At 72.3% G+C, this 17,798-nt stretch carries 10 protein-coding genes; 2 read left to right on the top strand and 8 right to left on the bottom strand.

The genetic code is table 11. The features are described from left to right. Positions 1 to 104: 104 nt before the first annotated feature. The 7 genes from ACIREE_RS26930 to ACIREE_RS26900 form a co-directional block, all read right to left on the bottom strand. Positions 105 to 1,712, bottom strand: coding sequence for an FAD-dependent oxidoreductase (locus ACIREE_RS26930; RefSeq protein WP_404157212.1), 1,608 nt, complete (start codon positions 1,710 to 1,712; stop codon positions 105 to 107). 42 nt (positions 1,713 to 1,754) lie between these two features. Next, the gene (locus ACIREE_RS26925; RefSeq protein WP_404157209.1) at positions 1,755 to 2,723 is read right to left on the bottom strand and encodes a diiron oxygenase; all 969 of its coding nucleotides are present in this window, start codon (positions 2,721 to 2,723) and stop codon (positions 1,755 to 1,757) included. A gap of 75 nt (positions 2,724 to 2,798) precedes the next feature. Next, positions 2,799 to 4,334, bottom strand: coding sequence for a flavin-containing monooxygenase (locus tag ACIREE_RS26920; protein WP_404157206.1), 1,536 nt, complete (start codon positions 4,332 to 4,334; stop codon positions 2,799 to 2,801). Positions 4,335 to 4,577: 243 nt separating this feature from the next. Next, positions 4,578 to 5,879, bottom strand: a complete 1,302-nt coding sequence (gene ccrA, locus ACIREE_RS26915; protein WP_404157203.1) for a crotonyl-CoA carboxylase/reductase — start codon at positions 5,877 to 5,879, stop codon at positions 4,578 to 4,580. Positions 5,880 to 5,972: 93 nt separating this feature from the next. After that, on the bottom strand, positions 5,973 to 7,040 hold the full coding sequence (locus ACIREE_RS26910) for an alpha/beta hydrolase (RefSeq protein WP_404157200.1): 1,068 nt from the start codon (positions 7,038 to 7,040) through the stop codon (positions 5,973 to 5,975). Positions 7,041 to 7,096: 56 nt separating this feature from the next. Continuing rightward, the gene (locus ACIREE_RS26905; protein WP_404157198.1) at positions 7,097 to 11,284 is read right to left on the bottom strand and encodes a beta-ketoacyl synthase N-terminal-like domain-containing protein; all 4,188 of its coding nucleotides are present in this window, start codon (positions 11,282 to 11,284) and stop codon (positions 7,097 to 7,099) included. A 133-nt stretch (positions 11,285 to 11,417) separates the two neighbouring features. Continuing rightward, on the bottom strand, positions 11,418 to 13,160 hold the full coding sequence (locus ACIREE_RS26900) for a fatty acyl-AMP ligase (protein WP_404157195.1): 1,743 nt from the start codon (positions 13,158 to 13,160) through the stop codon (positions 11,418 to 11,420). A gap of 283 nt (positions 13,161 to 13,443) precedes the next feature. Here ACIREE_RS26900 and ACIREE_RS26895 point away from each other — a divergent pair, with 283 nt between their 5' ends. After that, a complete protein-coding gene (locus ACIREE_RS26895) occupies positions 13,444 to 14,862 on the top strand; it encodes an MFS transporter (RefSeq protein WP_404157192.1) in 1,419 nt (472 codons plus the stop codon). Here the strand turns inward: ACIREE_RS26895 and ACIREE_RS26890 are convergent. Next, positions 14,801 to 16,282, bottom strand: coding sequence for an AMP-binding protein (locus ACIREE_RS26890; RefSeq protein WP_404157189.1), 1,482 nt, complete (start codon positions 16,280 to 16,282; stop codon positions 14,801 to 14,803). The genes ACIREE_RS26895 and ACIREE_RS26890 overlap by 62 nt on opposite strands. 245 nt (positions 16,283 to 16,527) lie before the next feature. Here ACIREE_RS26890 and ACIREE_RS26885 point away from each other — a divergent pair, with 245 nt between their 5' ends. Then, positions 16,528 to 17,781, top strand: a complete 1,254-nt coding sequence (locus ACIREE_RS26885; RefSeq protein WP_404157186.1) for a PucR family transcriptional regulator — start codon at positions 16,528 to 16,530, stop codon at positions 17,779 to 17,781. The last annotated feature ends 17 nt before the right edge of the window (positions 17,782 to 17,798 follow it).

Genomic DNA, 17,798 nt, shown 5'->3' with positions numbered 1-17,798 from the left:
GCGTGAGACGCACGCGTCAGGGGCCACTCCCCCACGACGTGCCCCCTGAGCCCGGCAGCCGTGGTCGGCTGCCGGGTCCGGTCCTGGGGGTCGTGGAAGTAAGGTCAGCCGCGCGCTGCCGTGACGGCCCGCGCGGCTCGGTGCAGGGACTCGGTGTCCGTGAACTTGACGCGGGGACGGCCCGTGGCCTCGCCCGCCGCTAGTTCCGCGCCGTCTATCGCGCGCCAGGCGTCCAGGCCCAGAGTGTCCGCCGCCGTGCTGACGCTACGCACCGGCGGTGTGAGACGGCCGGCGGCGAAGTCGTCCAGGAGAGACTCGACCGTCTCGTGGGCGCAGGTCTTGTTCGTCCCGATGAAGCCGGTCGGTCCGCGCTTGATCCAGCCCGCGACATAGACGCCGGGCTCGACCCGGCCGCCCTCGTGTGGGACGGTCGCGCTGTCCTCGTCGAAGGGCAGGCCGGGGACGGGGCGGGCGCGGTAGCCGACGGAGCGTAGGACGAGGCCGGTCTCAAGGGTCTGCGTGTCGCCGGTGGGCAGCGCGCGGACGGTGCCGTCCTTGTCGGTGTGCAGCGCGGTGGTGGTGATCTCGAGAGCTCGTACGGACGTCTCGCCGGTGAGCCGCACCGGGCTGGTCAGGAAGCGCAGCACAATACGGCGGCGCCCGGCGGTCGGCGTGCGGGCGGCCAGCCGCGACAGCAGCCGGGTCTTCTCGGTGGCGTCGGGCGCCAGGTCGTCGGGCCAGCCCTCGACGCTCACGTCCACGTCCTTGAGTGCGGCGAGCGCGAGCAGCTCGGGCATGGTGAACGCGGCCTGGGCGGGTCCGCGTCGGCCCAGGAGGACGACCTCGCGGACCCTGCCGGCGCGGAGCGCGGCGAGTGCGCGGTCGGAGATGTCGGTACGGGCCAGGGCGTCGGGGTCGGCGGTGAGGATGCGGGCGACATCGAGGGCGACGTTGCCGTTGCCGATGACGACGGCGCGTTCGGTGTCCAGGGCGTGGTCGTCGTCTGCGTGGTCGGGGTGGCCGTTGTACCACGCGACGAAGTCCGTCGCGGAGGCGCTGCCCCGCAGATCCTCGCCCTCGATGCCGAGGCGTTTGTCTGTCGCGGCGCCGGTGGCGTAGATCACCGCGTGGTGTTCGCGCAGGAGATCGGTGTGGGTGAGGTGGGTGCCGACCTCGACGCCGAGGCGATAGCTGAAGCCGGGCTGGGACTCGATCGTACGGAAGAGCCGGCTGACCTGCTTGGTGTCCTGGTGGTCCGGTGCGACGCCGGCCCGTGCGAGGCCGTACGGAGTCGGGAGCCGGTCGTGGACGGTGACGCGCACGCCCGGATGGCGCAGCAACGCGTCGGCGGCGAAGAGTCCGGCGGGTCCTGCGCCGACCACGGCGACGGACAACTCGGTTGTGGGGAGGCTGCGTTGCCGCGGCACGACGTACATCGGCGTGCGGTCGGCGTGCGGGCTCTCTTTGTAGTAAGCGGCGTTCAGCTCCACGAACGGCAACTCCCCCGCGCCGAGCGCGGTATGGGGCTTGAGCGCGTCGACCGGGCAGGCCGTCGTGCAGGCGCCGCAGTCCACGCAGGTGCGCGGATCCACGTACAGCATCTCGGCCGTCCCGAAGCCGGGCTCCTCCGGCGTGGGGTGAATGCAGTTGACCGGGCAGGCCAGCACGCAGGAGGCGTCGGCGCAGCAGGATCGGGTGACGACGTACGGCACGGCGGGCTGGTCTCCGTTCGGGGAAGCGGGAAAGACAGGCTCTCAGTCGGTGCGCAGGGCGGGCTCGCCGCGGAAGCGCGCCGGGCGGCCGTCGATGCGCAGGGCCTTCCATACCGGGCGGGACACCTTGTTCATCAGGCCGATGTCATCGGCGAGCATCCGTACGTCGGAGAAGAGGTCGTGGAGCATCTTCTGGCCGGCTTCGGACTTCCAGAAGACGTCCTTCACCACCCAGGCCGGGATGCCGACTTCCGCGGCGGACTTCCGGTCGGGGATCATGATGACGTCGCACAGGACCCGCATGATCAGCGGGAAGAGGACGGACAGAGCGGCACGGCGGGCCTTGCCGAAGCGCGGGACGCGCAGCCGCAGGAACTCGTGGGCGAAGGAGATGTGCCGGGCCTCTTCGGCTATGTGGATCTGCATGATCCGCTGCGGGAGGGGGTGCACCGGCTCGCCACTGCGCAGGGCGGACTTCTGCAGGTGGTCGATGGGCTCCTCGCCGGCCAGGATGCCGGTGAAGAACGCCTCGGGGTAGAGGGAGCCTGCCAGCGGGAGGAAACGGCTGACCTTGCGGAACCAGCGTTTTCCGCCGGCCGTGTTCACGCCGGTGCGGTTGACCAGCTCCTGGAACATCTGCGTGTGGTGGGTCTCTTCGGTGATCTCGTGCGTGAGATACCTGAACTCCTCGTTCCGGTTGCCCAGTTCGTACAGGTAGTCAAGCGCTCCGCGCATGAGGATGTTCTCGAACTGCATGCCCACCTTGGCGATCACCGCCCAGCGCCAGATCCCGATGCGGATCCGCGTCTCGAGCGGCTGCTCCTGGTACCAGGGGTGGGCGCCGAGGGCGTCCGCGGTGGTGAGCACCCAGCGTGCGTCGCTGGTGTCGACGGCGAACTCGGGATCGTCCCACTTGATGTCGGTGAAGGCGTTGAAGTTGACGTTCACTGAGCCCTCGGACAGGGTCCGCAGGCGCTCGTCGTAGAGCTTCCTGGTCAGGTTCGCAGACATCTTCGTCCTCGAGTCCTCGATGGTGTGTGCTCGATGATGTGTGGTCGGTGGTGTGTGGTGGTACGGGCCGTGCGGTCAGGCGGCGCGGGTCGATTCCTGGGGGTCGGCCGCGGCATCCGTACCGGTGGGGCGTGCGGAGTCCGGCGTGCCCGCCGTGTCGAAGCGCAGCGGGCCGTCGTCGATGGGGGCGCCCTGGAGCAGGGCGCGGTCGCGGTAGTAGTTGTTCCACAGCCGCCAGGGGTCGCGGGTGCCCTGGCGCGGCATGACCTCGTTGGCCCGGGCGATGTAGCCGGAGGTCAGCGCCTCGCCCATGACGGAGAACTCCGAACGGTCGCCGCCGGAGGCCAGCGGGGTGGCGATGTCGTGCCCGTGGCGCCGCATGTGGGCGAGCAGACGGGCGGTGTAGGCGGCCGCCAGGTCCGCCTTCAGGGTCCAGGAGGCGTTGGTGTAGCCGATGACGAGGGACATGTTGGGGACGCCCTCGATCAGGACGGCTTTGTAGAGAACGCGGTTCGTGATGTCCACCGGGCTGCCGTCGACGGTGAGGGCCATGCCGCCCAGGAGGCGGACGTTCAGGCCCGTGGCCGTGACGACGATGTCGGCCTTCAGTTCCTCGCCGGACTTCAGGCGGATGCCGTCGGCGGTGAAGGTGTCGATGTGGTCGGTGGCGATCGACGCCTTGCCACTCTTGAGCACCTTGAACAGGTCGCCGCCGGGGACGACGCACAGGCGCTGGTCCCAGGGCTTGTAGTTCGGGCTGAAGTGCCGCATGTCGACGCCCTTTCCCGCCTGGGCTCGGACGAGGCCGAGGAGCGCTTTGCGGGCGAGGCGGGGGTACTTGCGGCAGAAGGCGTAACTCCCGCGCTGCAGCGCGATGTTACGGGCACGGACGACCTTGTGGGTCAGCCGGGCGGGAGCGCGCAGCTTCTGCAGGACGAGAGAGAGCGGGTCGACCTCGGGCAGCGCGAGGATGTAGGTGGGCGAGCGCTGCACCATGGTGATGTGCGCGGCGTCGTCGGCCAGCGCGGGCAGCAGGGTGATGGCGGTGGCGCCGGACCCGATGACGACCACGCGCTTGCCGGTGTGGTCGAGGTCCTCGGGCCAGTGCTGCGGATGGACCAGGGTGCCCTCGTACTCCGCCTCGCCGGGGAATTGCGGACGGTACGGGGTGTCGTAGTCGTAGTAGCCGGTCGCTCCGACGACGTAGCCCGCGCTGTACGACTCGCGCTCGCCGGTGTTCTCGTCCTCGACGTCGACGGTCCAACGGCCTGTGGTGTGCGAGAAGTCGGCGCTGATCGCCCGGCGGCCGAAGCGGATGCGCTCCAGTACGCCCTTGTCGGTTGCGGCGTCTTCGACGTACTGCCGGATCTGCGCACCTTCGGCGAGGATGCGTGCGCCGCGCCAAGGGCGGAAGCCGAATCCGAAGGTGGGCATGTCGGAGTCGGAGCGGATACCGGGATACCGGAAGAGGTCCCAGGTGCCACCGACGCGGGTGCGGCGCTCGAGCACGACGAGCGAAGCGCGGGGATTGTCACGCAGTACGTGGCATGCGGCGCTGATGCCGGATATGCCGGCGCCGATGACCAGGACGTCGACGTGCTGCTGCTCCATCGCGGTGGGTCCTCACTCTCGCTCGCGCGCCCCCGGGAGAGGTGGGGGCGGAGGGTCACCGCCGTCACTCGGGGCGCCGGCGGTTGCTCAGACACGTGGTTCCACTTCTGCGTGTTCCCCGCAACTTACCTGCGACACCGTGTTTCAGATACCTCCGGTAACATGATGTAGGTCACATATAAATAGGGGTTAATCGGAATTGACCGTACAGACGGCACGGATACTCCACGCGGACGCTCCCCCTCACCCCATGAGCGCCCGCCGGACATCGGGGTCGGACACGCCGAGGCCCGTGCGGGGCGCGAGGGCCAGTACGCCCACCTTTCCCGTGTGCCGGCCTTGCTGGACCAGGCGCGCGGCCTCCCCCGCCTCCTCCAGCGGATACGTCACCGAGAGTGCGGGACGCAGTCGTCCGATCTCCAACAGGCGCTGCATGGCAGCCAGTTCGGCGAGGTTGACACCGTGGCTGCCGATGACGCGCTTGAGCCGCATCCACAGGTAGCGGTTGTCGAACTCGTGCTGGTAGCCGGTCGTCGAGCCGCACGTCACGACGGTGCCGCCGCGCCCCACCACGTACACGGAGACACCGAACGTGGCCCGCCCCACGTGCTCGAACACGATGTGCGGGTCCGCGCCGACGGCCGCCCTGATCAGTTTGCCGAGACGGCGCCCCGGGACGGCCGGGTCCGCGGGCACGCCTCCGTCCAGGCCGATCTCGCGCCGGTCGATGACGGCATGGCACCCGAACTCCCGTGCCGCGCGCGCCTTCTCCTCGCCGCCGACCACACCGACCGCTATCCCGCCGCCGCCGCGCACGAGTTGCGCCGCGTACGCGCCGAGACCGCCCGCGGCCCCCCAGATCAGCACGACGTCGCCCTGCTTCATCCGGGCGCCCCGGTCGCTGACGAGCATCCGGTACGCGGTGCCCGCGCACAGGGGATTGCTCGCCGCCTCCTCCCACGTCAAGTGGGCAAGTTTCGGGAGGAGTTGACTCGCGCGGGCGACGCAGTAGTGGGCGAGGCCGCCGAAGTTCGTCTCGAACCCCCAGGCCAGCTGGGAGGGGCTCATCATGCCGTCCGCGTGCGTCGCCGGGTCCTCGTCATCGACGTACACGGGAGAGACCACGACCCGGTCGCCGATCCGCCACCGCCGTACGCCCGCGCCCGCGCGCACGACGACGCCCGCCGCGTCCGAGCCGATGACGTGCTGCGGGGCGTCGTGCCGCGCCGCCCAGCCGCCCTCGCTGCCGAATCGGCGCAGGAAGGAGAAGGTCGGCACCGGCTCGAACATCGCCGACCACACGGTGTTGTGGTTGATGCCGCTCGCGAGGACCGCGACGAGGACCTCGTCCGGGGCGAGATCGGGCATCGGCACCGTGCCGACATGGATCGACTTGCGTACGTCCTTGTCGTCGACACCGCGGAAGGTGTCCTGGTCCTCGGCACGCAGATGGGCCGCCAAGTAGTGCCGAGGTATGGGGAGTTCGGCAAGGGTGGCCGCTGGGGCGTCGGCCACCACGGCCGCGGCGAGGGGATCGGCTTCCATGGCTTTCCTTTCGGACATGAGGAGGCGGGGTTGAGGGGATGGGCCTGAGAGGACGGTTGTGAGAGGGGCGGGCTTGCGAAAGGCGGGCGGTGGTCAACTCGTGGGGAGCCCGAGTCCTGCGGCGAGCGTCGGCCAGGACGCCTTGAACTCGCCCTGCCAGGACGACCAGGCGTGCGACCCGCCCTGGTACAGGTGCGTCTGCGCGGGTACGCCGACGGCTGCGAGACGGTCGGTGAACTTCCGCGCCTGCCCGTACAACGTGCCCTCCAGGAAGGCACCTTGGAGATTGCCGTAGTCGGTACTGGGTATGCCGCTGCCCTGCGAGACGTACAGGCGTGTGCCCTTGAGATGCTCGGCGAGAGCGTACGGATTGTGCGCGGTCCAGTTCGCACGCTGGAGGAGGGGGTCGCCCCACAGGAATCCGGGCAGTTGGAGTTCACGGGCGACGATCGCGTTGACGACGGTGACCATGCCCAGTGCCGTCGTGTCGAGGATCCCGCTGTACGACGCCGCGGCCGCGAAGGAGCCGGGCCTGCGCGCGGCGAAGGCGAGCGCGCCGTAGCCGCCCGTGGACACCCCGGCGACGGCTCGCCGCTCCCCCGCGTGGAACTCCTCGCGCAGCAACCGCATCACCTCGTCGACCTGGAACGTCTCGTAGTCGGGTGTGCGGCGGCCGAGGTTCCACCAGTCCGTGGGGATGCCGGTCGCGCCCGACGACGGCATGACGGTGATGACGTCCTGCCCGGCCAGGAAGGACTCGACGTCCGTCTCCCGGGTCCAGGATGTGTAGTCGTCGTGCGCGCCCTGGAGGAGGTAGAGCACGGGCCGTTCCCGGTCGGGCGCCTGGGCGTACGAGGTGGGGAGGAGGACGCGGACCGGGACGTCGGCGCCCACGGCCGGGGACCGCACCGTGAGGTCGACGGTCCGCGCGTCGAGCCAGTTCCGCGCCACGATCCGTGCTCCGTCGGCGATCCGTGCTCCGTCGGCCACGGGCACGGCTTGCCCGGCGGACAAGGTGGACGAGATGGACGAGATGGACGAGGTGGACGCGCCCTGTGCGGAGGCCGTCCCGAGCGCGCCTCCGGTGGCGAGGAGCGCGGATGTGGCGGCGTAGGCGGCGAGACGGGTGCGGGCGGGTCTGCGGTGGCGGCGTGCGGGCATGTGGGCTCCAAGTGCTCAGCGAGGGTGCTCCGTTGGGTGCTCGGCTGGGAGGATGCTCAGTTGGGTGCGACGGCGCGTGTCAGTTCGGCGGCCAGGACGTCCACCACCGGAGGGTCGAGCAGGGCCAGGTGGTGGCCGGGAAGCGACGTCACGGTGAGATCGGTGCAGTGCGCGTCCCAGCCGAGAGCCGCCTCGGTGCGCTCGTAGCGGAGGTCGCGGACCGTGTGGGGCGCCGGTCGCGTCGCCCGGTAGAGAAGGGTCCGGCCGTCGTAGCGGCCTGGTGTGTGACGCTCCCCGCTGCGCAGATCCAGGTAGGAGGTGCGCTGGTGGGCGAGGACGGCGGTGGGCAGATCGACGGCCTGCTCCAGGAGTTCGAGGACGAGATCGACTTGCGCGCCGTCGTCCAGGCCGCCCAATTTCTCGTAGGGCAGGGCAAGTTCAGCTTCGTAGGTGGTCCGGATGTACGTCGCGAAATTCGTGAAGCGGCGCCGGGCCTCGTCGGCCGGGCTGCCCGTGGGCGGGGCGGGCAGCGGGAGCACCGAGTCGATGAGGACGAGCGTGGTGACCTCCCCGTGCGGTGAAAGGAGCCGCGCCGCTTCCTGGGCGACGAGACCGCCGTACGACCATCCGCCCAGCACCCAGGGACCGTCGGGCCGCAGCAGGCGGATGCGGTGGGCGAACTCGGTGGCGCGACCCGGCACGTCGTCCGGCCGCTCGAGTCGGTCGAACCCGAACACCGGCCGGTCACCGTCCAGTTGAGCGGCGAGACGCCCGTACACGTCGGAGGAGCCGCCGGCGGCATGCGCGAGGAACACCGGGGTGCGAGGGCCGCCGCCGGGGAACGACCGCAGGATTCCCGGTGCGCCGAAGGACGGCTCCGGGGGATGAGCGAGGGAGGGGCGCGCGACCGCGGGCGGAACGGATGCGTCGGCTCCGTCAGATGCACTGGATGCACCGGTTACGTCGGATACACCGGCCGCGTCGGATACACCGGCCGCGTCGGAGACATCGTCCACGCCGTCGACGAGCGCCGCCACTCCCCGCAGGGTGCCCTGGCGCAGCAGTACACCCGGCTCCGGCGCCATGCCGAACTCCCGCTCCACGGCTGTCCGGATGCGGACAGCCGTGAGTGAGTCGAGGCCGAGCTCCGTCAGCGGGACGTCCGGGTCGAGCCGGTCGGGGCCGAAGCCCATGACGCCCGCCACCACGGCCCGCAACCGGTCGAGCGGCGTGGCCGCCGTGGCCGGTGCCGCTTCCGTGGCCGGTGCCGCTTCAGGTGCCTCGGGTGTCTCGCCCGCCCAGAAGCGGCGGTGCTGCCACGGGGGCGAGGGGACGTCCATGATCCGGCCGCGCGGGTGCAGCGTCTCGCGCGCCGCGGGCACCCGCACGCCGTGCACCAGGAGCGAGGCGAGCGACGAGCGCAACGTCAGCGCGTCATCGGTGCCGCGCCGCAAAGTCGGCAACACCAGCGGGCGGTCCACTCCCGCCCCCTCCAGCGTCCGGACGAGAGGATGCAACTGCGTGGCGTGCGGGGCGACTTCGACGAAGACGCGGTGCCCGTCCTCGGCCGCTGCCCGTACCGCCTGCTCGAACCGGACAGGGCGCCGCACATTCGCCAGCCAGTACGCCGTGTCGTACGGGTCACCGGCCCGCGGGTCGTCGAGGACCGTCGAGTAGCGCCTGCACTCGGGCTCCGCGTGCCGGACCGTGCCGAGTTCCCACGCGAACTCGTCGAGCAGCGGCTCGACGTCCGGCGAGTGGCCCGCCGCGGTCACCGGCATCGCCCGCGCGAAGCCGCCGTCGGCGGTGACCCGGGCGACGAGCGCTTCCACATCGGCGGTCGAGCCCGTCACCACACACTGCGCGGGCGAGGCGTGCACCGCGACGTTCAGGGACGGCAACTCCCGTGCGGGCAGGGCGATGTCCGCGGCCGGGAGGTCGACGACGGCCATCGTGCCGCCGCTCAGGGTGGCCAGGAGGCGGGAGCGCACCGCGACGATGCGCGCCCCGGTCGACGGATCAAGGGCGCCCGCCGCGACGGCCCCCGCGATCTCGCCCAAGGAGTGACCGATGATCGCCGAGGGCTCCACACCGTAGGACCGCCACAGTTCGGCGAGCGCGACCTGGAGGCCGTACAGGACCGGCATGACGACGGTGAGGGAAGACAGGTCGGCGTCGGGCTCCAGGGCGGCGCGCAGTGAGATGCCGGTGTGTTCGCGCAGCACGGGTTCGAGCCGGTCGACGGTGGCCGCGAACACCGGCTCGGCGGCGAGGAGTGCCCGTCCCATGCCGGGCCACTGCGACCCGTACCCGGAGAACACCCAGACAGGTCCTGGGGCGCCGGTGGTGAGCCGGGCCCGGTCGGCGGTGATCAGGTGGGTGTCCGGTGCGCCCGTGGCGAGACGGTGCAGGGCGGTCGTTGCGGCCGGCAGGTCCCGGCTGACGACGGCGGCGCATCGGCGGCCGCGTCCGGTACGGCCCGCCAAGGTCCGTGCCACGTCCGTCAGTTGTACGCCGCGGCTCGCCGGGGAGTCGAGCCAGTGGGCCAGCGCGCCTGCCTGGGCGCGGAGCCGGGTGTCGGTGGGCGCGTCGAGCAGGATCACCGAGGGCTGGCCGGTGTCGCCCGCGCCGCCGGACGTCACCGGTCGGGTATCGGGGCCGGACGTCACCGGTCGGATATCGGGGCCGGGCGTCGGCGCTCGGTACTCGGTGAGGGCGACATGCGCGTTCGTGCCGCCGAAGCCGAACGCCGAGACGCCCGCCGTCGCCGCGCCCGAGTAGCGCGGCCAGGGCTCCGCGGAGGTGACGACGCGCAGGCCGAGTTGGTCGAGGTCGACGTGCGGTCCCGGTGCCGTGAAGTGGAGCTGGGGCGGCAGTTCGTCGTGGTGCAGGGCGAGGACCGTCTTGATCAGTCCGGCGATCCCTGCGGCCGCTTCCAGGTGGCCGAGGTTCGTCTTCACCGAGCCGAGCAGCAACGGCTGTTCGGGAGAACGGCCGCGGCCGAGGACGGCACCGAGCGCGCCCGCCTCGATGGGGTCGCCGAGCGGGGTGCCGGTACCGTGCGCTTCCACGTAGTCGAGCAACTGGCCGCCTGTTGCGTGCACTTGCTTCAGCAGAGAGCGCTGCGCGGACGCGTTGGGCGCGGTGAGCCCGTTCGAGCGGCCGTCGGAGCTCACCGCTGTTCCCGTGACGACCGCGAGGATCCGGTCACCGTCCCGCTCGGCGTCGGCGAGCCGCTTGAGGACGACGACGCCGCAGCCCTCCCCGCGCACCATGCCGTCGGCCGCCGCGTCGAACGCCTTGCACCGCCCGTCCCCGGCCAGCGCACCGGCCCGCTGGAAGCCGAGCGTCACGGCCGGCGAGAGCAGCACGTTGACGCCCGCCGCGAGCGCCACGTCGGACGTGCCGTCCGCCAGACTGCGCACCGCGTGGTCCACGGCGACCAGCGAGGACGAGCAGGCCGTGTCCACGGCGAGGCTCGGACCGCGCAGGTCGAACACATACGAGAGGCGGCCCGCGGCGACACTCAGCGCACCCCCGGGCGCGGTCCACGGGGTCACCGACTCCGGCCGTGCGGCGGTGAGATGCACGTACTCGGTGCCACTGATGCCGACGAACACCCCCGCCCGCCTCCCTGCGAGAGAGGGCGCGGGCAGCGCCGCGTGGTCCAGGGCCTCCCGCGTCACCTCCAGGAGCAGCCGCTGCTGCGGGTCGAGGGCGACGGCCTCGTCGGCGGCGATGCCGAAGAACTCGGCGTCGAATGCGGCAAGCCCGTCCAGGAAGGCGCCGTGCCGGCTGAGGTCGGCGGGCAGTTCGGACCCGGACGGCACGAACTGTTCCCAGCGCCCGTCGGGCACCGACCCGACAGCGTCCCGGCCTTCGCTGAGCAGCCGCCAGTACGCTGCCGGGGAGTCCACCCCACCCGGGAAACGGCAGCCGATCCCGATCACGGCGACAGCCGAACGTGCCTGTGGAGAAGGCGAGTTGGGCCCGGGTTCACCTACCTCGTCCGCTGTGAGGGCCGTCACGAGCGCGCCCGGGGTCGGCGTCTCCCACAGCAGGGTCGCGGGCAACCGGCGCCCCGTGACCTCGCCGAGCAGTGCCGTCAGCGCGACGGCGTCCCTCGAGGTGAGGCCCAGTTCGGCGAGCGGCCTGTCGTCGGTCACCTCGTCGGGCGACACCCCGTACCACTCGCCGAGCCGGTCGACGAGCACCTCACGGATGCGCTGCGCGGTACTCAACACGGCACCTCCTGCACACGCTGCGCGGCGCTCATCACAGCGCCTCCCGTATCCGCTGCACGGCACTCATCGCAGTACCTTCCGTATGCGCCGCGCGGCACTCATCACAGCGCCTCCCGTATCCGCTGCGCGGCACTCATCGCAATGCCTCCGTGTGCAGCGCACCGGAGAGGAACCGTTCCCGGCATGCCGCCCGCGCGACCTTCCCGCTCGACGTCCGCGGCACTGTCCCCGCCGGTACCAGGACCAGTTCGGCCAGGCGCAGCCCGTGCCGGGTGGCGATCGCCCCGCGGGCGGCGACCTTGGCGTCGCGCACCGCCGCCCCGTCGGGTGCGGCGCCGCGCTGTGTCTCGGCCACCACCACGAGCTCCTCGTCCCGCGCGCCGTCGCCGCACGGGGCGAGGAGCGGATCGGCGCCGCGCGGCACGAGGAACGCGGCGAGCCGGTCCGTGCGGACCAGGTCCACCGCCGACTGCACCGTCTCCTCGACGTCCTGCGGATAGTGGTTGCGGCCGTCCACCACGATCAGATCCTTGAGCCGCCCGGTCACCAGGAGCCGCCCCTGGCGCAGCGCCCCCAGATCACCGGTGCGCAGCCACCCGTCACGGAACGTCTCGGCAGTGCGCTCTGGCTGCTTCCAGTACCCGGCGCCGATATTCGGTCCCCGCACCTGGATCTCGCCGACCCGCCCCTCGTCGAGCACCGCCCCCGTCCGAGGGGCGGCGATCCGTACGTCCTGCCCGACCGGCCGTCCGCAGTCGGCGAGCCGTGCGGTCGCGCCCGGGCGCTCCTCGATCAGGCCGGCCGCGAGGGCAGCGGCGTCGCACTCCACGGCCGCCGTGGGCCGGTCGCGCGGGTCGGCCGTCACGAACACGGTCGCCTCGGCGAGCCCATAGGCCGGACACAGCGCCTGCGCGCCGAGCCCGGCCCCGCCGAACGTGTGGAGGAACCGCTCCAGCGTGGCGGGCCGCACCGGCTCGCTCCCGTTGAGCAGCGCCGCGACCCGGTCGAGGCGCAACCCGGCCGTCTCGTCCGCGTCGGCGCGGGTGACGCAGTAGTCGTAGGCGAAGTTGGGCGCCGCGCTGATCGTCCCCGGGTAACCGCCGAGCAGCCGGAGCCAGCGCACGGGCCGTTCCAGGAACGCCACGGGATCGAGCAGCACGGACGGGAACCCGGCGTACACCGGCGCGGCCACGCTCAGTACGAGCCCCATGTCGTGGAAGAGCGGCAGCCAGCCCACCGACGTGTTCCGTCCACGTCCGATGTCGAACGCGGTGACCGCCTGCCGCGCGTTGGCGACGACGTTCGCGTGCGTCACCATCACTCCCGACGGGCTACGGGTGGAGCCGGACGTGTACTGCAGGTACGCCACGTCGTCCGGCGCGGGCCGGGGCAGCTCCGTCGCGGGCGCCACATGCGGCAGCGCATCCACCGCGAGCACGGGCAGCCGGCCGCCCGTGAAGGCCTGCACCGACACCCGCGACGCCTCGTCGGACAGCAGGCATGACGGCTCGCAGTCGTCGAGGACCGCCGTCAACCTCCCGTCGTGGCCCGGCAGTTCGGGCGTGAACAGCGGCACCGCGATCACTCCGGCGTACAGGCAGCCGAGGAACGCGACCGCGTAGTCCAGGCCTTGCGGCAACAGGAGTGCGACCCGGTCGCCGGGCCGGACCGTACGCACCAGGTGCCCGGCGACCGCACGGGCCCGGGTGTCGAGGCCTCGCCAGCCCAGACTGCGGTGCACTCCTGGAGAGTGCGGTTCGGGGAAGTCGACGAACGTGAAGGCCCGCTGGTGGGCACTCTCCCCGGCCCACTGCCGCAGCCGGTCGGTCAGGAGCGGCGCGTGCTCGAACGTCGTCGTCTCGATCATCTCGGTCATCTCGGCTGCTCCCCTGAGTGACGGACAGTGGCCATGGGCGGTGGTGACGGCCAGTGCGGGCAAGGCCCAAGGTTCCGCCGCCGTGGGACGCCTGAGAAAGAGGAGGCGCTGACAGTTCGTCCGAGACGGACTGTCAGCGAGGTGACAACGCGGACGGGGGGAATCGGCAGTCCGCGCAGCAGAGCCCACCCCGTCCGCGCACGCACAATCCGGTGAGGAAAAGGCCAGTGAGACGACCAAGACGACCGAGACGATCTGAGAAATCAGCGGAGGGGGCGGGGCCATGCATCGGGGAAGACTGTCTGCGCTCCTGACTCTGGTATCCCTGGCCGGATTCCTGACCACGCTCGACAACACCGTCATCAACGTCGCCCTGCCCACCGTGCAGGACGAACTGGGCCTGAGCGTGGCCGACTTGGAGTGGGTGGCGACCAGCTACGTCCTGTCCTTCGGGGCGCTGCTGCTCGCCGGAGGACGTCTCACCGACCTCATCGGACGCCGCTCCGTCCTCGCCGCGGGCCTCGTCGTCTTCACGCTCGCCTCCGCCGCGGCCGCCCTGGCCGGCAGTGGCACCGCACTCGTCGTGGCCCGCACCGTGCAGGGCGCCGGAGCCGCGCTCGTCATCCCCGCGTCCCTCGCGGTCGTCGCCGCGGACCTGCCGCGGCGGCGCCGCTCCACCGCCGTCGGACTGTGGACGGCCTCCCTCGCCGTCGCCCTCGCGCTCGGCCCCGTCATCGGCGGACTCGTCACCGAACACTGGGGCTGGAGCTGGGTGTTCCTGCTCAACGTTCCTTTCGGGACGTTCGCGCTGCTGCTCGTGCCCGCCGTCCCGGCCGCCGGCCGGCGCCGCGCCGCGGGCCTGCCCGCACTCCTCGACCTGCCCGGGGTCGCCCTGTCGGCCCTCGCCCTGTTCCTCCTCACCTACGCCCTGGTGAGGGGCGGTGAGGACACCTTCAGCACGCCGCCCGTCCCCGTGTGCCTGGGCCTGGCCGCGGCGACAGGTCTGGCGTTCCTGGTGGTCGAGGCGCGGACCTTCCTGCCGCTGGTGGATCTGCGGATGCTGCGCGACCGGTTCCTCGTCGGCGGGGTCGTCGCGCAGATGCTCTGGGGCGTGGGCGTGAACGGCGTGTTCTTCTTCACCGCCCTCTACCTCCAGCAGGTCCTCGGCTTCTCGCCGGTCAAGGCAGGCCTCGCGTTTCTGCCGCTGGCCGGTGCGCTCCTGCTGTGCACGCCGTTCGCCGAACGGGCCGCCCGGCTCGTCGGCGCCCACCGCTCCATCGCCGCCGGCCTCGCGCTCGTCGCGGCGGGCCTGCTGCTCGTCTCACGGGTAGGGGCCGGCGCCTCCTGCGCCGACCTGCAGCCCGGCCTCGTACTCATCGGCGTCGGCTCCTCGCTGACCACGCCGCTGACCGTACGATCCGTTGACAGCGTCCCCGCCACCCGCACCGGTACGGCGTCCGGCCTGGTGAGCGCGGCACGCGAGATCAGCGGCGTGTTCGGGGTCGTCGTCGTCGGCATCGTGCTCACCCGCACCGAACGCGTCGCGCTGCACGACGGCGCCGATCCGCGCACGGCGTTCCTCGACGGGTACGACACCGGTCTGCGGCTGGCCGCCGGGTGCGTGTTCCTGGGCGCCGTGATCACCGCCGTCGCGCTGCGCCGCCCGGGTCGTCATCGGCGTCGCGCGGGCCGAGCAAGGTGACGTACCCGTCGGGTCCGCACACCGCGAGCCGTCCCGTACGCAGCCATCCGCCCGGCAACAGGCCTGGGCTCTCGCCGACTTGCGGCCCGCGCAGCAGCAGTTCGCCCGCGTCACCGGGCAGCGCCTCCGCCGCGAGCGCCCCTTCCACGCCGATCCGCGCCTCCGTGCCGGGCAGCGGGACCCCGACCGTGCCCGAACGGGCGTCGGCCGTGGCCGGGTTGGCGAGCGCCACCCCGGCTGCGGCGCAGGACCCGTACGCCTCGACGATGCGGGCATCCAGGGCCGCCCTCAGCTGCTCGCCGGTGACGGCGTCCAGCGGGCCCGTGACGACGGTGCGCACCGTGGCGAGCGCCTCCCGCTCATGGGCGGGCCGCTCCATGAGCAGGCGCAACCAGGCGGGTGCCGCAGTGAGGACGGTCGGCGCGGCGCGCCGTGCGGCCCGCAGCACCGTCACGGGATCGCCGTCGGGCACCAGTACGGTGCAGGCCCCGGTGAGCGCGGCCGCCGCGACGCCGAGAGCGAGACCGCGCGGCTCGCGCAACGGCACCAGCGACAACAGCCGTACGCGCCGCTCCGCCGACTCCGGATACCAGGAGCGGATCTGGTGGGCCGCCGCGACGAGATGACGGTGCCGGAGCGTCAGGGAGGCGCCGTCACGGCGGGGCACGACGACGGCGACGTCCTCAGGAAGCGGACGGCCGGCCCGGCTCCGGCCCGCAGCGCCGCTCCACCCGCGCCCCGGGTACCGGTCCAGGTCACGGTAGGCCACGAGCGTCGCCGCCTTTGACGGCAACGCGGTCTCCCCCGGCGCTTCGGTCTCCCCCGGCATCTCGGCCTCCCGCGGCATCTCGGCCTCCCGCGGCTTTCGGGGATCGGTTCCCGGGCCGCGCACCGAGGTGGTCCGGCTCGCCGACGCGGGCGCGGGCCCACGCCGCCGTGCCGCGGTCACCTCGACGGCCACGGTCACGACCGCGGACAGCGCCGCGTACCTCCCGGCCCGCGCCACCCGCGCCACCTCCGGCCCTCTCCCCCGCGGCACGACGGCGACCACGGCTCCCGCCACCGCCCGCCCGGGGTCCGCCGGGTCCCCGGGCACGACCACTGCCCCGAGCCGCCACACCGCATGACACATCACCACCAGTTCCGGACAATCGGGGAGCAGCACCGCCACTCGGTCGCCACGGCGCACCCCGAGCCGGTCGAGCGCCGTGGCGAGCCGGACCGCCGCCCGCCGCAGGGTGCGGAAACCCGTCCGGCGCCCCTGCCAGGAGAGCGCGGCGCGGAACCGGAACCGACGGGCCGCGCCGTCGAGCAGGTCCACCAGCGTGACCGGGGGTATCGGTACTTCTCGGGGCACGCCGGGAGCGTAGATGCGCAACCAGGGCTGCGCCGCGGGCCGCCGCGCGAACAGGTCCGTCATGCACGGATCGTGGGGCATGACACATCGTCACCACTTGTGCGCGTACGCGCAGGACTCGTCGCCGGGTTGTCACTCCAGTGACAAGGGTCACCGCTGAAACGCCCGAACGACCTGGACACGTAGGCGCGTTGTCACTCCACTGACAGGGACCACCGCCGAGACTGTACGCCGATGATGAGGCGCCGCCCCCGGCCCGGCAGTATCGTCGCCGAGCCCCTGATGTCCCCACGCACAGAGGGAGCCCCATGGCCGACGGAGCCCGCACGACGACCGAACTCCCCGCCAACGGGGCCGCGTTCCGGTCGTTTCCCGCCGAACTCCACGCTCAGCTAAGGCCGTTCCTCGGCGACCTCACCGACGAGGTCGTACGGGCCATCAGAACCGGGATCGCCGAGTACGCCCGGCCGATGGACGATACGTACATGCACGTCGTGCACCGCGGCGTCGAGCAGGCCCTGGAGGGGTTCCTCGCCCGCGTCGCCGACTCCGAGACCGACTGGGAGGACGTCAAGGCGACGTACCAGCGCATCGGCAGGGGCGAGGCCGACGAGGGTCGCAGCCTCGACTCGTTCCAGGCGGCTCTGCGGCTGGGCGCCCGCGTCACCTGGCGCCGGGTCAGCGAACTGGTCCGGGCCGACCGGCTCCCGCCGCACGTCCTCGTAGCGTTCGGCGAGGCCATGTTCCTGCACCTCGACGAGATGGCGGCCGCCACCACCGCCGGATACACCGAGGCGCGGCTGCACGCCGTCGGTGAACTCCAGCAGCGCCGCGGCCGGTTGATCGACCTGCTCACCGCCGACCCGCCGGTCTCCCCGGAGGCGGTCGCCGACCTCGCGCACACCGCACAGTGGCCGGTACCCCGCGAGATCGCTCTCGTCGCCGCCGAAGGCACCGGGAAGGGCGAGACGGTCCGCCCCATCGTGCCGCCCGAGTTCCTCGCCCGGTTCGAGGGGCAGTCCGGCGTCATCGTCGTGCCCGACCCAGGGGGCCCCGGACGAGAGAGGGCCATCACCGGGGCGTTACGGGGCCTGCGAGCCGCGCTCGGGCCGACGGTCGCACTCGACGAGGGCGCTCGCTCCCTGCGGTGGGCCCGCGACGCGCTCGACCTCGTGCGCCGTGGCGCGCTGCCCGCCACCGGTCTCGTCCGCTGCACCGAACACCTGGCCACCCTGCTGCTCTTCCGCGACGAGGACCTCGTCGACGCCCTCGCCCGCCAGCACCTCGGCCCGCTCGACGCCGTACGGTCCCCGCAGCGTGAACGACTGGCCGAGACCCTGCTGTGCTGGCTGAGCTGCGCCCGCAATGCGAGCGAGGTCGCCCAGCGCCTGGCCGTGCACCCCCAGACCGTCCGCTACCGGCTGCGCCAGCTGGAGGAGGTCTTCGGTAAGCAACTGCGCGATCCGACCACGCAGTTCGAGATGCAACTCGCGCTACGGGCACTGAGCCTGCGCCGCTCACCGGAGGGGACGACTGCGTCGGACGGCTCGCGGACCGGCTAGCCTGACCGTCCGAGGAG

It is taken from the genome of Streptomyces sp. NPDC102467, from assembly GCF_044765445.1.
Taxonomy (GTDB): domain Bacteria; phylum Actinomycetota; class Actinomycetes; order Streptomycetales; family Streptomycetaceae; genus Streptomyces.
Note: the sequence above shows the minus strand (reverse complement) of the source record. Positions and strands in the feature narration are given on the sequence as shown.